The sequence below is a fragment of the Streptomyces avidinii genome (assembly GCF_045161815.1).
Lineage (GTDB): Bacteria > Actinomycetota > Actinomycetes > Streptomycetales > Streptomycetaceae > Streptomyces > Streptomyces avidinii.
Genome location: NZ_CP108863.1, coordinates 354,335 through 367,205 on the forward strand (window position 1 = coordinate 354,335; position 12,871 = coordinate 367,205).

The 12,871-nt window shown below is 72.6% G+C and carries 11 protein-coding genes; 3 read left to right on the forward strand and 8 right to left on the reverse strand.

The genetic code is table 11. The features are described 5' to 3' along the window. The first annotated feature begins 71 nt into the window (after positions 1–71). Positions 72–1,370, forward strand: a complete 1,299-nt coding sequence (locus OG373_RS01705) for a cytochrome P450 (protein ID WP_405443900.1) — start codon at positions 72–74, stop codon at positions 1,368–1,370. Between the two features lie 57 nt (positions 1,371–1,427). Here the strand turns inward: OG373_RS01705 and OG373_RS01710 are convergent, their stop codons facing one another. The 3 genes from OG373_RS01710 to OG373_RS01720 form a co-directional block, all read right to left on the reverse strand. Then, positions 1,428–2,795, reverse strand: coding sequence for a pyridoxal phosphate-dependent decarboxylase family protein (locus OG373_RS01710; protein ID WP_405435321.1), 1,368 nt, complete (start codon positions 2,793–2,795; stop codon positions 1,428–1,430). Positions 2,796–2,835: 40 nt separating this feature from the next. Further along, positions 2,836–3,186 carry a hypothetical protein gene (locus tag OG373_RS01715; RefSeq protein WP_405435322.1) on the reverse strand — a complete coding sequence of 117 codons (351 nt, stop codon included), beginning with the start codon at positions 3,184–3,186 and terminating at the stop codon, positions 2,836–2,838. A 270-nt stretch (positions 3,187–3,456) separates the two neighbouring features. Then, positions 3,457–4,119 (reverse strand): DUF4232 domain-containing protein, encoded by a 663-nt coding sequence (locus OG373_RS01720; protein WP_405435323.1) that lies wholly within the window; start codon positions 4,117–4,119, stop codon positions 3,457–3,459. 160 nt (positions 4,120–4,279) lie between these two features. On the opposite strand from OG373_RS01720, the gene OG373_RS01725 reads away from it, so the two are divergent. Beyond that, entirely contained in the window at positions 4,280–5,143 is an 864-nt protein-coding gene (locus OG373_RS01725) for a hypothetical protein (protein ID WP_405435324.1), read from the forward strand. A 20-nt stretch (positions 5,144–5,163) separates the two neighbouring features. On the opposite strand, the gene OG373_RS01730 is transcribed toward OG373_RS01725, so the two are convergent. From OG373_RS01730 to OG373_RS01740, 3 genes are all read right to left on the reverse strand, one after another. Continuing rightward, positions 5,164–5,388: a hypothetical protein gene (locus tag OG373_RS01730; protein WP_397730239.1), complete on the reverse strand. Its 225-nt coding sequence runs from the start codon at positions 5,386–5,388 to the stop codon at positions 5,164–5,166. A 129-nt stretch (positions 5,389–5,517) separates the two neighbouring features. Beyond that, a complete protein-coding gene (locus OG373_RS01735) occupies positions 5,518–6,018 on the reverse strand; it encodes a hypothetical protein (protein ID WP_405435325.1) in 501 nt (166 codons plus the stop codon). Positions 6,019–6,039: 21 nt separating this feature from the next. Further along, positions 6,040–7,041, reverse strand: a complete 1,002-nt coding sequence (locus tag OG373_RS01740) for an RNA ligase family protein (protein ID WP_405435326.1) — start codon at positions 7,039–7,041, stop codon at positions 6,040–6,042. A 114-nt stretch (positions 7,042–7,155) separates the two neighbouring features. Here OG373_RS01740 and OG373_RS01745 point away from each other — a divergent pair, with 114 nt between their 5' ends. Continuing rightward, entirely contained in the window at positions 7,156–8,043 is an 888-nt protein-coding gene (locus OG373_RS01745) for a S41 family peptidase (RefSeq protein ID WP_405435327.1), read from the forward strand. An 18-nt stretch (positions 8,044–8,061) separates the two neighbouring features. Here the strand turns inward: OG373_RS01745 and OG373_RS01750 are convergent, their stop codons facing one another. Both OG373_RS01750 and OG373_RS01755 read right to left on the reverse strand, forming a co-directional pair. Then, positions 8,062–10,689 carry a SpoIIE family protein phosphatase gene (locus OG373_RS01750; RefSeq protein ID WP_405443901.1) on the reverse strand — a complete coding sequence of 876 codons (2,628 nt, stop codon included), beginning with the start codon at positions 10,687–10,689 and terminating at the stop codon, positions 8,062–8,064. A gap of 182 nt (positions 10,690–10,871) precedes the next feature. Next, complete coding sequence (locus tag OG373_RS01755; RefSeq protein WP_405435328.1) at positions 10,872–12,719, reverse strand: VanW family protein; 1,848 nt, start codon at positions 12,717–12,719, stop codon at positions 10,872–10,874. Positions 12,720–12,871: the final 152 nt, after the last annotated feature.

Below are 12,871 nucleotides of genomic sequence, written 5' to 3' on the forward strand. Positions count from 1 at the left end.
GCGCCCCGACAGCCGGACAGGAGTCAGCCGTGGCCACCGACGCCAGTAGCAGGCCGATCGCCCCGCAGCCGATGGCCCCGCAGCGGTCCGGAGCGGGGCGACCGCTCCCGGAGGCCGACGCCGCGTGCGTGGAGCGGTGGCGCACCCATCAGGGTGACCTGGTCGACCTGTTGGCGCAGGTACGGGAGCGGCTCGGCGGTGTCGCCGGGTTCCGCCTCGGGCCGCAGCCGACCGTGCTGGTCACCGGGCCCGAGGCCGTGCAGCACGTACTGGCCCTGCACCCCGACCGGTACGTCAAGCGCTCCCACCGCGCCCGCCTGCTCATCGGCGACGGGGTGCTCGCCGCGACCGGCGAGGCCTGGAAGCGCCAACGGAAGCTGCTGCAGTCGCAGTTCACCGGGAAGGGGATGCGCCGGTACGAGCAGCGGATCACCGGGGCGGCGCGGACCACGGCCGGGCGGTGGGCCGGCCACGCGCGCAGCGGGCGGACCTTCGACCTGGGTGAGGAGATGCGCCGTTTCGCGCTGGACACCATCTGGCGGGCCCTGACCGGGCATCCGCTCGACGACGCCACCGCCCACGAACTGACCGCCGTGGCCACCGTGGTGGCCGCGTTGCCGAGCCTGCCCGCCGACCGTGTCGACGCCCGGGACGCCGTCGCCGACGACCTGGCCAGGATCGACGAGGTCGCCCGGCGGGCGGTGGCCGCCGCCCGGGACGGAGCGCCCGGCCCCGACGGGCCGGGGCTGCTGCAGGTGCTGGTCGACGCCTCCGCCGAACGCCCCGAGTACACCGACCGGTTGCTGCGCGACGAGCTCGTCACCCTGCTGGTCGCCGGCCACGAGACCACCGCAACGACGTTGACCTGGCTGTATCTGCTGCTCGATCGCCACCCCGCGGCGCGCGAGGCCGCCCTCGCGGCGGGGGGCGAGGGCTCACCGCAACGGCGTGAGGCGCTCCAGGCGCTGGTCAGCGAGACGCTCCGGCTCTACCCGTCCGCCTGGATCCTGCCCCGGCACGCGGCCGAGGCCGACGTGCTGGCGGGCTACCGCGTCGAGGCGGGTACGGATCTGCTGGTCTGCCCCTACCTCACCCACCGCGATCCCGAACTGTGGCCGGACCCCGAACGCTTCGACCCCCGGCGCTTCACCGCTCCCGGCGGTCGTCCGACCCGGCCCGGGACCTACCTTCCGTTCGGGATCGGGCCCCGCGCCTGCCTCGGCCAGCAGTTCGCCCTGCGCGAGTCGGTCGCCCTCCTCGAACTCCTGCTGCCCGCCCACGTCCCGGCCTTCCGGGCCGTCCCCACCCGGGCGGCGTACAGCATCACGGTCCGCCCCGACGGTCCGACGCCCGTGACCCTCACGCGCTGAGCCGATGGCGCGCCGAACGGTCGTGCCCCCGCCCGGCCGGCCCGGCGGCGGCTTCCGTCAGGAGGAGGCGCGGCGGATCGCGGACAGGGTGCGGGAGACGTCCTCGTCGGTCGTCGACCAGTTGCTCACCGAGATGCGCATGACGCGGCGGCCGTGCCAGGTGGAGCCGCTGATCCATGCCGTGCCCTCGGCGAGGAGCCGGGCCAGTACCCGGTCCGTGCGTTCGTCGTCGCCGAACTCGGCGCAGACCTGGGTGAACACCATGTCGTTGAGGACGCTCGCGCCGTCGATGGCGCGGATGCCGGTGCCGAAGGTACGGGCATGGCGGCACAACCGGTCGACGAGCTCGGCCACGCCCGAGCGGCCGAGGGATCTGAGGGCGGCCCATACGGTGAAGGCCCTTCCGCGGCGGGAGAGTTCGGGGACCTTGTCGACCGGGTCGCCGTGTTCGTGCTGGATGAGGTACTCGCCGCGCAGGCCCATCGCGGACCGGAGCGCGGAGGGGTCGCGGACGATGGCGAGGCCGCAGTCGTAGGGGACGTTCAGGGTCTTGTGGGCGTCGGTGGCCCAGGAGTCAGCCTGTGCGCAGCCCTCGGTGAGGTGGGCGTGGGCGGGGGAGGCGGCGGCCCACAGGCCGAACGCGCCGTCCACGTGTACCCAGGCGCCGGCCTCGCGAGCCGCCCGGATCGACTCGGTGAAGGGGTCGAAGGCGCCGGAGTGGATGTCGCCGGCCTGGAGGACCACGATCGTGGGGCCGCGATCGGCGCCGGTGGTCGCGAGGGTGCGGCGCAGGGCCTCGGGGTCGATGCGCCCCTGCTCGTCCGCCCGCACGAGTTCGGGCCGGCCGAGACCGAGGTAGCGCAGGGCCAGGTCGATGGCCATGTGGCGGTCCTGGCCCGCGATGACGCGTACGGGCGGCCCGCCGGCGAGTCCGTCGTGGGCGATGTTCCAGCCGGCCCGCCGCAGGACCGCGTCGCGCGCGGCGGTGAGGCAGGTGAAGTTGGCCATGGTGGCGCCGGTGGTGAAGCCGACGGCGCTGTCGGGCGGCAGACCGAGCAGGTCGAGCAGCCAGGCGCCGGCGATCTCCTCCGCAGCCGTGTACGCGGGTGACACCGCGCGCATCACGCAGTTCTGGTCCCAGGCACTGACCAGCCAGTCCACGGCGAGTGCGGCCGGTTCGGTGCCGCCGACCACGAATCCGTAGAACCGGCCGCTGGGGAACGCGGTGAGCCCCGGCTCACAGGCCGTGGCCAGCAGGTCGACGACATCGGCGGGCGTGCTCGGCGCGTCGGGCAGCTCGGCGCCGAGCGCGCTCACGATCTCGTCGACCGCGGCGCGGGCGGGAACCGGGCGGTCGGACAGGCTGGCCAGCCAGCGGACGGCGTGGCCGTGCGCCTGTCGGAGCGCCGCCTCGCGCTCGTCCATACCTCGGACTATGGGACAGTCGCCGCCCGCCCGCAAGCGGTCAGTGGACGACGCTGAAGCTGCGCCAGGGCAGGCTCACCGGGGCGGTCACGTTGCTGAGGGTGGTCGCCACGTAGATCCCGTCGGCCTTGTCGGTCTTCTGGCAGTCGGGTGTCCGGTACAGAACCACGTCGACGAGCGTGTTGTTCTCGACGTGCGTGGCTCCCTCCGGGATGGCGATCCTGTGGCAGCCGACGACGAGCGTGTTGGAGTAGCTCACCTCGACCGGCGAGTCGTGTCCGCGGAAGCTCAGCATGCCGACGGTGGTCCGGCCCAGGCCCGAGCAGGCGCTGGCGGTCAGCAGCAGTGCTGCTGTGCCCACGGTGATGCTGATACGTCGGCTGTGGGACATGGGCTCGGTCCTCGTCTGTGCGGTGGTGACGGTCCTTGTCCACAGCCTGACCCGGCGGGGCGCGGGTGGCCTCCGCTGCTCCGCCGACCGGATGAAAGCCAGGACATGGCTAGTGCTGTGACCGGAAAGGTTTGCCGGGTCACGGCGTCCGGTGCGGTGCATCGCAAGGCGGAGGGCCGCGGGCCGTACTGGACGTACTTCTGTGGTCCGACAACGCGGCGAGGTGCCGTGCCGGGCGTCGCGACCCGGTGGACCTTTCCGGTCACAGCGCTAGAGGCTCAGGGCGTCCTCCGCGTTGTTCATCCAGGCGGTCACGGAGTTCTTGTCGGGCGAGACGTACAGGCCGGGGGTCGAGGCCTTGAGCGGGGTCTGCTTCAGGTCGGACTCGGTGTTCATGGTCAGTGCGATGGAGTTGACGGTCTTGCCCTTGCCGTCCTTGGCGCCGCCCATGAGCCCGGCGTAGGCGGACTGGCCCGGCTCCAGCCTGATCGCGTCCTCGATGCCGGGGGCCGCACCGCGCTCGGTGGCCTGACCGTCCAGATCGCCGAAGGTGACGACCGGGTGTCCCAGCGCCCTGCACGCCTTGGTGCCCTTGTTGGTGATCTTCAGCAGGTAGCTGCTCGTCGTGGGCTCGGCCAGGGTCGCGGTGAACGTCACGTCGAAGGTGCTGCACGGGAAGACGTCGTAGTCGGGGTCGGTCGAACCGGGCGTCGGCGACTTGGACGGGGACGCGGACTTCGACGGCTTGGCCGAAGCGGACTTCGAGGGGCTCGCCGACGCGCTCGTGCTCGCGCTCGGGCTCCCGGACGCGGATGCGGATGCGGACCCGCTCGCGGTGGGACCCGCCGCGCCGTCCTCGGTGGGCCCACAGGCCGTCAGGGCCAGTGCGGATACGGCGGCGAGGGCGATGGCGGCCTTGAGTGCAGTGCTCATGATGGTGGTCCCCCTGGGGAGTGGCGCGGAACGCGCCGGGCTGGGCCGAGCTGGTGAGCACCAGCGTCCCGCAGAAGCTTCACAGCTTGGTGACGGCGTGTTGCCGACTCGAACACGGTCGGGGCCGCCACGCCCTCGTCACGCCCTACCATCTCGGTCCATGGGGAGATCCGAGGACAGCGGCCGTGCCGACGCCTGGCGCGTCACCGTGCGGGAACACGAGCAGCGGTCCGGTCCGCCGCCGCACGGGCCGGCCCGTCCCGCGGGCCGGCCGCTCGCCCGGCGGCAGGATCTGCGGATCCACGGCACCACCGGGAAGATCAGCTGCGTCGACGACTCCGGCCGCACCCGCTGGACCTCACCCTGTTCCGGCCGCCCCAACGCCGCGCACATATCCGGCGGCCGCGTCCTGGTCACCACGGACTCCCTCGCGTACACGCCCTGGGGCAACCTCGGCCCGGCCCTGCTGCTCGACCTGGCGGACGGCAGCCTGATCACCGAACTGCGCGGCGAGCGCGGCGCGGCCCTCGGCGGCGGCCGGTTCGTACTGGGTCTCGCGGGCTACGACGCCTTCGACACGTGGGCGTACGACCGCGACGGCACCCTGTACGACTCCTGGCGCAGCTACGGCCACTACGTCGTCGGGACCGGCATCCGCGTCGTCGAGACCGACCGCACGCTGCCCACCGGCAGCCGGGTGGTCCGGCTGCTGCCCGGCGGCGCCGTCGACCGAGGACCGTTGCTCACCGATCCGCAGACCCCGTCGCCGCTGGTGCTGGCGGACGGCACGATCCTGGTTCTCGACGCCGGTGTGCTGCGTGCCGTGGGCCGCCGGCTGGAGGGCACGGTCCTCGCCGAGCTGTTGCCCGTCGACCCCGAGGAAGCCTGGCGCTTCCACGGCGCGCTCCACCTCTCCGGCGACGAACTCACCGTGACGCTCACCGAACGGCACCCCGACCGGCTCGGCACGGCCGACGAGCACACCTTCCGGACCTGGACGCTCGCCCTGCACCCGAACGGGTGAGGGGCCCCGGCCGGGGGCGGTCAGTTCGCCACGACGGTGAGCAAGGCCGAGACGACGGTGACCGCGGACGCGGCCACCATCCAGTTCCGGGCCCGGCCCGACAGCACCGGGATCCCGTCGGCGTCGTCCTCCTCGTCCGATTCCTCTTCCGGCTCCCGCCGACGCGGGCACGACCCGCAGGCCGGATCGTGGACCAGTGTGTCGAGCCAGACGACACCGTCGAGCGGTGCCCGAGCGAACAGCATCCCGTCAGATTCCATAACCGGACAACGCCATGATCCGCATCAGGCCACTGCCGAGGGCCGGACCGAGGCCCAACCGTTGCCGACCAGCCGATCACACAATGAGGTGAACCGACCGGATCGACGGTCCGGCTACCGGCCCCGGCGGTTGTCGTAGACGGTGAGGCAGAGCGCCCTCATCGCGGTTTCCGCCCGTTGGGCGTCCGCGCCGTGGTCGATGGCTTCGAGAGCGGCGGCCGCCGAGGTCCGTACCGGGTACGGCAGGCCCTCGTAGGCGGAGATCCGGTAGGCCATCTTCCGGCGGGCCTCCCGTTCGGCCTCGCTCACCCCCTCGGGGGTGAGGGGGAAGACGGCCGCCTGATAGGTCGCGATGCAGACGAGCGCGGCATCGGCGAGCCCCTCGGCGTATCCGTCGGCCGGGACGACCTCCCGGTCGGGCTCGAAGAGCGCGAGGACCTGCCGACGGGAGAGGAACGATCCCAGCCCCGCGCCGAGAGCGGCCGCACCCCCGAGGACCACGGCCATCAGCCGGCCGGACAGCAGCACGCCGAGGCAGGCGCCGGCGACCGCACCGCACGTCACCAGCACGAAGCTGATCATCAGGTGGATGCGCGCGGCGGGCCGGGACTTCATGGCAGCAGTATGCACAGCGGGTCAGGCCCGGCGGTCGGCCGCGTCGAAGCGGGCCAGGGCGAGGGCTCCGGCGTGCAGGGATACCTCCAGCGCGCGGTACGTCGCCTCGTCGAGGCCGCCCAGCGCCTGTGCGACCTCCTCGGTGGCGTCGCGGGCAATCTCGGCGGCCAGCTCTCCCTGCGGGGTACGGGGCCCCAGCTTGCTGACCGCCGATGCGGCCCGGGCCGGGGTGAGCAGGCCGGTGCCGTGGGCGAGCAGCCAGCCGGGGACTCCGGCCGCGCCTTCGGCGGGGGCCTCGTAGGGGCGCGAGCCGTCGAACCGCTCGTCCTCCGCGAAGGCCGGCTGCTTGAACTTGGCCATGGGCCGCCCGGGGTCACGGGATTCCCCCGCGGGCTTGACGACGAGGCCCTCGGCGAGGTTGTCGGGCAGCGCGGGCAGGCCCAGCAGCCCGGGCAGCCGGGTGGGGAAGACCACCGGCAGCTCCTGGAGGCGCGCGAGCGGGCCTTCGGCCAGCAGCGGGACGCAGAGCAGCCCGGCCGCGGCCGCCGCCGCGCGCAGGGTCCGGTCGCCGACCCAGCGCAGGCCGTCGTCGTCGGCGACGGTCGCGTCGAAGGGCAGCCAGAGCAGGTCGGGCGCGTACCAGACGCCGGTCTGGACGGGCTCGGTCCCGGGCGTGGCGGGCACGTCGGGGTGGGGGTACCGGCCGCCCGCGAGTTCGCCGTAGACGGTGACGATCGCGGAGGCCGAGGCTCCGGTGTCCTCGCGCAGGGTCCGCGCGCAGCGGGTCGCGGCGACGGCCAGGGCGGACCAGATCCGGCCGACGCCGAAGAAGTCGTCCAGGCCGCCGTCCGCGAGCAGTTCGCGCCGCTTGGCGGGGTGCGCGCCCGACGCGTCGCACACGACGGCGAAGTTGGCGCCGTGGATCTTCTCGTGGGCCACCCAGTTCCGCCCGCGGGCCTCCCCCAGCCGGGTGTTGGCGGGGATCTTCGGATACGGGGTCCAGGGACGGGGTTCCAGGTGCACCGCACGATCGTAACGAGCGTGTCCGAGACGCTCGTTCGGGGGTGGCGCACAGCCCTGGCCCGTGCCGCGGAAACCATTGTTCACCGAGGAGTCGGCGCTCTAGCATGACGCCTCGTGCCTACCACTGAAAAGATCATCGAGAGTGCCCTGGACCGGATCGGTGCGGGTTACGTCTTCCCCGAGAAGGTCGCCGCCATCGAGGCCGCGATCCGTAGCCGTCTCACCGCGGGTGCCTATGAAGGCCTGGACGGGCCGGCGCTCTGCGCGGCGGTGACGGCGCACCTCCAGGAGGTCTGCCCGGACAAGCACCTGCGCCTGCTGTGGACGGACGAGCCGCAGTCGCTGGAGCCGGTGGACGAGGACGGCGGGCAGGCCGCGTTCCTGGCACTGCTGCGGGCCGAGAACCAGGGGATCCGGCGCGTCGAGCGGCTGGAGGGCAACGTCGGGCTGATCGAGATCACGCGCATCGCGAGCGCCATGGAGGGCGCGAGCGCGATCGGCGCCGCGATGCAGCTGGTCGCCCACAGCGCCGCCCTCGTGCTGGACCTGCGCGGCTGCTTCGGCGGGGCGCCGGAGGGGGCCGCCCTGTGGTGCAGCTACTTCTTCCCCGACGACCAGATACACCTCAACGACATCTACGACCGGACCTCGGACACCACCCGCCAGTACTGGACGACCGCGCACCTGCCCGCGCCGCGCTACACGGACCGGCCCGTACACATCCTCACCAGCGCGGTCACCTTCTCCGGCGGCGAGGACGTGTCGTACACCCTGCAGGCGCAGGGGCGGGCCGTGGTGGTGGGTGAGACGACCCGGGGCGGCGCCCATCCGACGGCCCGGTACGCGGTCGCCGAGCACGTGCTCGTGACCGTGCCCGTGGCCCGGTCGATCAACACCGTCACCGGGGGCAACTGGGAGGGGACCGGCGTCGTACCCGACATCGCGGTCACCGCGGAGCAGGCCCTGGAGACGGCGCTCAAGGCCCTGCGGTCCGGCCTCTGACCCCGCGCCGCGGTCGGGTCAGATGGGGTCCACGTCCAGGAAGGCCGCGAAGGCGGCCTCGGTGTCGCCGGTGCCCCCGGGCAGCGCCAGTTCCGCCCAGATGACCTTGCCCTCGGGTGTGTAGCGGGTGCCCCAGTGCTCGCTGAGCTGCGCGACCAGGAACAGGCCCCGTCCGCCCTCGTCCGTGGTGGCGGCGTAGCGCAGGTGGGGGGCGGTGCTGCTGGCGTCCCACACCTCGCAGGTCAGGTTGTGGTCATGGAGCAGGCGTACCCGGACGGGCGCCTTGCCGTGCCGCAGTGCGTTGGTGACCAGCTCGCTGAGGATCAGTTCCGTGGCGAAACCGAGGTCGCTCAGGCCCCACTCGTCGAGCTTCTTGGCCGCGGCGTTGCGCATGGCGCCGACCGCGCTCGGCCGGAACGGTACGTCCCATTGGGCGACCCGGTCCGGGCCGAGCGTCCGGGTCCGGGCGATGAGCAGGGCCACGTCGTCGGTGGGGCGGGGCGGCAGCAGCATGTCGAGTACGGCCCGGCAGCTCTCGTGCGGGTCCCGGTCCGGGTGGCTGAGCGCCACACGCAGCAGTTCCAGTCCCTCGCTGATGTCCCGGGTCCGCTCCTCGATCAGCCCGTCCGTGTAGAGGACGAGCTGGCTGCCTTCCGCGAGGTCCAGCTCCGCGGTCTCGAAGGGCATGCCGCCCAGCCCGAGCGGGGGTCCGGCCGGCAGCTCCACGATCTCGGTGGTGCCGTCGGGGGCGACGACCAGCGGGGGCAGGTGGCCGGCCCGGGCCATGGTGCAGCGCTGGGACACCGGGTCGTAGATCGCGTACAGGCAGGTGGCGCCCAGTACGCCGCCGTTCACGTCGTCGCCCTCCCCGTCGTGGTCGATGCGCTGTACGAGGTCGTCCAGGCGGGCCAGGATCTCGTCGGGCGGCAGGTCGAGGGAGGAGAAGTTGTGCACGGCCGTACGGAGCCGCCCCATGGTGGCGGCGGCGTGCAGGCCGTGCCCGACGACGTCCCCGACGACCAGGGCGACGCGGCAGCCCGCCAGCGGGATCACGTCGAACCAGTCGCCGCCGACCCCGGACTGGGCGGGCAGGTAGAAGTGCGCCACGTCCATGGCGCTCTGCTCGGGCAGGGCGCGCGGCAGCAGACTGCGCTGGAGGGTCACGGCGAGGGCGTGTTCCCGGGTGTAGCGGCGGGCGTTGTCCATGCTGACGGCCGCGCGGGCGACGAGTTCCTCGGCCAGTGACAGCTCGTCCTCGTCGAAGGGCTCCTGCTTCTCCGAGCGCCAGAAGTTGACCACGCCGAGTACGACGCCCCGGGCCATCAGCGGGGCCGCGATGAGCGAGTGGATCCCGTACTCGACGATGGCGCGGGCACGCGGCGGGTCCTGGGCCTCCCAGCCCGGTGCGTCGGCCAGGACGGGTACGAGCTCGGCCCGGCCTGTGCCGTAGCCGCGGGCCTGGGGGGTGGACGGCAGGAAGTCGATCAGCCGTCCGACGGGGTAGAGGGGGTGGTCGGAGCGGATGCCGCTGACCGCGGTGCGCCGCATGTCGGACCCGGCTCGGGGCTCCTCGCCGTCGATGACCTGGTCGGCCAGGTCGACGGTGACGAAGTCCGCGAACCGGGGGACGGCCACGGCGGCGAGTTCCTCGGCCGTGCGCACCACGTCGAGGCTGGTGCCGATGTCGCCGCCCGCGTCGTAGAGCAGTTTGAGGCGCCTGCGGGCCGTCTCCGCCCGGGTGGTCAGGACCTGCATCTCGGTGGAGTCGCGGATGGTGACGGCGGCGCCTTCGGGGCGGCCTCCGGGGTGGGTGGGCCGCTGGTTGACGACGAGCAGCCGGTCGCCGCTCTCCAGGACCTCGTCGGTGGCCTCCCGGCCGGAGAGCAGCAGGTCCGCCATCCGGCGGTCCAGGCCGGGTACGTCCGCGATGAGGCGTCCGTCGGCGTCCTCGGGCAGTCCGAGCAGGCGTTTCGCCTCGTCGTTGGCCAGCAGTAGCCGCCCGTCGCCGTCGGTGATCACCACCCCCTCGCGGACGGCGTGGAGCACCGCGTCGTGGTGCTCGTACATGCGGGTCATCTCCTGCGTGCCGAGCCCGTGGGTCTGGCGGCGCAGGCGCCGGCTGATCAGTGCCGTGCCCACGGTGGCCAGGGCCAGGCCGGTGGCGATGGCGAGGAGGATGACCGGGAGCTGGCGGTCGACGACGCCGGTGACGTTCTTGACCGTGAGGCCCGCCGACACGAGGCCGACGACCTTGCCGTCGGGCGCCGTGACCGGCACGACCGCCTGGATCTCCTTGCCGAGCGGGCCGTCGACGCTCTCGGTGTGGACCTGGCCGTTCAGCGAGGGTTCGATCGTGCCGACGAACCGTTTCCCGATGCGGTCCGGCTGGGGATGGCTGTACCGGATGCCCTTGGTGTCCATCACCACGACGAAGTCCACCCCGGCGGCCTTGCGCGTGGTCTCGGCGAGGGGCTGGAGGACCGCGGACGGGTCGGACGTCTTCAGGGTGTCCTGGAGGCCCAGGGAGTGGGCGAAGGTCTGGGCCACGGACACCGACCTGTTGCGCGCCTCGCGCTCGGTGTCGTGCTTCGACTGGAGGACCAGGGCCAGTAGGGCCCCGGCCGCGAGCAACACCACGATCGCCACCTGGAGGACGAATACCTGTCCGGCGACGCTCTTCTTCCGGTTGCCTAGCAGTGACCGCACCGACGTGCCCGGCACGGGTGGCGAGGAATGGTCACGAACCCAGTTGTAGCACTTCCGGGCGCCCATGGCGCCCGGCGTGCACGATACGCGCCCGGATTGTCACACCCGGTCCGCCGGTTGCGTCAGTCGGCGTGGCGCTCGGCCGCGGTCCGGACGCCGTTCACGGGGGCACCGGACGGGTTCTGCGGGGGCTGCGGTGTGGCGCCGGGGGTGGCGCCCGCGGTCGCCTCCGGGGTGCCCTCCGGAGTCCCCTCGGGGGTGCAGGTGACCTCGTCGCGCGGCGTGTAGTGGGTCTTGAAGTCCTCGTGCCGGACTTCCTTGCCCCCTTGGACGAAGACACGGCCGACGGTGACGTCGAAGCCCTCCAGCGGGGTCTGGACCTCGCACGTCTCGCCGCTGCCGGTGCGCTTGGCGGGCGGGGTGACATTGGTGCGCGGCCCCTTGGTCGCGCGTATCTCGTCGTACTTCTTCGTTCCGAGGAGGGAGATCGTCAGCGAGGTGTCGGTGGACTGTGCCTGGATGTACAGGGGGTGGCCGGAGTCGTTGATCCAGCGCAGGTCGAGAGTGCCCCAGGCGACGGTCGCCTCCCGGCCCTCGGGGTAGCGCTCGATGTAGAAGGAGTGGGCTCCGTGCTCGACGGGCTTGACGCCCGCGAAGAACATGGCGTTGTACATGGTCGTGGCGACCGCCGAGACACCGCCGCCGGGCGATTTCACGTACTGGCCGTCATTGATCATGATGCCGTCGACGAAGCCGTTCTCGGGGGTGCGCTCACCGACCGTGCGGTTGAAGCTCCACTCCTCCCCCGGCATGACGACGGAGCCGTTGATGAGCTCCACGGCGCGGCCGATGTTGGTCGTGCGGTAGGGGGCGGCCGGAAAGTCGACGGTGAAGGAGGAAACCTTCTCCTTGATGCCGAGGCGTCGTGCTTCCGCACTGCTGAAGTCCGGTTCGACGGCCACGGTGGCGACCTCGCCGCTGCGGGCCGCGCCGGTGCGGGTCAGCAGGGGCAGCACGGCCCGGCCGAGCGCCTCCTGGGTGACCTGTCGTCCGTCACGGCCCAGGTCGGCGAGCACGACGCGGCCATCTGCACCGAGGCGGGGCGCGGCATCGCGCGGCGGGTGGGTGACCTCGTCGATCGGCCGGGCCACGGCGGGGTCGGCGAGCAGGCCCTTGGAGTCGAGCGCGGGCACGAGGCGGCCCTGTCCGTCGGCGCGCATCTTCAGGTGCTCGCCGAGGACCGCGGGGGTTATGGAAAGGTGCTTCCCGGCGACCGTGAGTTTGACCGGCCCGGACATCGCGGGCTCGGCGAACCGGCGCATGGCCCGTCCGGTCTCCTCGGCACCGACCCGCGGCTCGGTGCGCGTCACCGGCAGTACGACGGGGCCGGCGGCGGGCCGCAGATAGGCGGCACGGAGGGTGTCGAGGGCCTTGTCCTCGACGAGGGAGACGCCGGGGAGCGGGGCGACGGCCTTCGCCGTGCCCTTCTCGAAGGTGATCACCCCGTCGCGGACCTGCTGCTCGGTGGACTTGTTGAGGCGGTCGACCGCGGCCCGGGCGGTCTGCTCGTTCATCCGGATCACGGGGGCGACGTCGCGGTCGGCCGAGGTGAAGAGGCTGCCGATGACGTTGACCGGGCCGTACCCGGTCCGTACGGCGCTGTCGAGGGTCGCGTCGGTGTCGAGGGAGAGCCCGAGCGCGGCGGGATCGGCCTTCTCCACGCGGTCGCCTACCTTCACGGCGATCGGCGCGGCCGCGGTGGGCCCGAGCTCCCGGGTCAGGGCCCGGTGGGCCTCGGCACGGCTCATGCCACCGACGTCCACGCCCAGGACCCGCGTGCCCTGGGCGATGTCACCACCGACCGCGAACGCGGTCCCGTAGAGGCCGCCCAGGCCCAGAACGACGGCCCCTCCGGCCACCACAGGCAGAGCGATCCGTCGGTTGCCGACCCAGCTGCGCACGCGTCCCATATCTCTCCCGTGGCGTCGGCCGGTCTCCCGGGCGACGCGGGCCGCAACGGCAGCCATATACGACAATTACGGGAAATAATGATCCTCGCTGGGCGCTCGATTTTGGGATGAATGTAATGGTTGTCACGATTCTCACCCCTTGCACATTCCCG

What these genes read in the sequence shown, in the direction of transcription:
- OG373_RS01705 (WP_405443900.1), top strand. Translation starts at nt 72, where the DNA reads ATGGCCCCGCAGCGGTCCGGAGCGGGGCGACCGCTCCCGGAGGCCGAC.
- OG373_RS01710 (WP_405435321.1), bottom strand. Translation starts at nt 2,795, where the DNA reads ATGGACGAGCGCGAGGCGGCGCTCCGACAGGCGCACGGCCACGCCGTC.
- OG373_RS01715 (WP_405435322.1), bottom strand. Translation starts at nt 3,186, where the DNA reads ATGTCCCACAGCCGACGTATCAGCATCACCGTGGGCACAGCAGCACTG.
- OG373_RS01720 (WP_405435323.1), bottom strand. Translation starts at nt 4,119, where the DNA reads ATGAGCACTGCACTCAAGGCCGCCATCGCCCTCGCCGCCGTATCCGCA.
- OG373_RS01725 (WP_405435324.1), top strand. Translation starts at nt 4,280, where the DNA reads ATGGGGAGATCCGAGGACAGCGGCCGTGCCGACGCCTGGCGCGTCACC.
- OG373_RS01730 (WP_397730239.1), bottom strand. Translation starts at nt 5,388, where the DNA reads ATGCTGTTCGCTCGGGCACCGCTCGACGGTGTCGTCTGGCTCGACACA.
- OG373_RS01735 (WP_405435325.1), bottom strand. Translation starts at nt 6,018, where the DNA reads ATGAAGTCCCGGCCCGCCGCGCGCATCCACCTGATGATCAGCTTCGTG.
- OG373_RS01755 (WP_405435328.1), bottom strand. Translation starts at nt 12,719, where the DNA reads ATGGGACGCGTGCGCAGCTGGGTCGGCAACCGACGGATCGCTCTGCCT.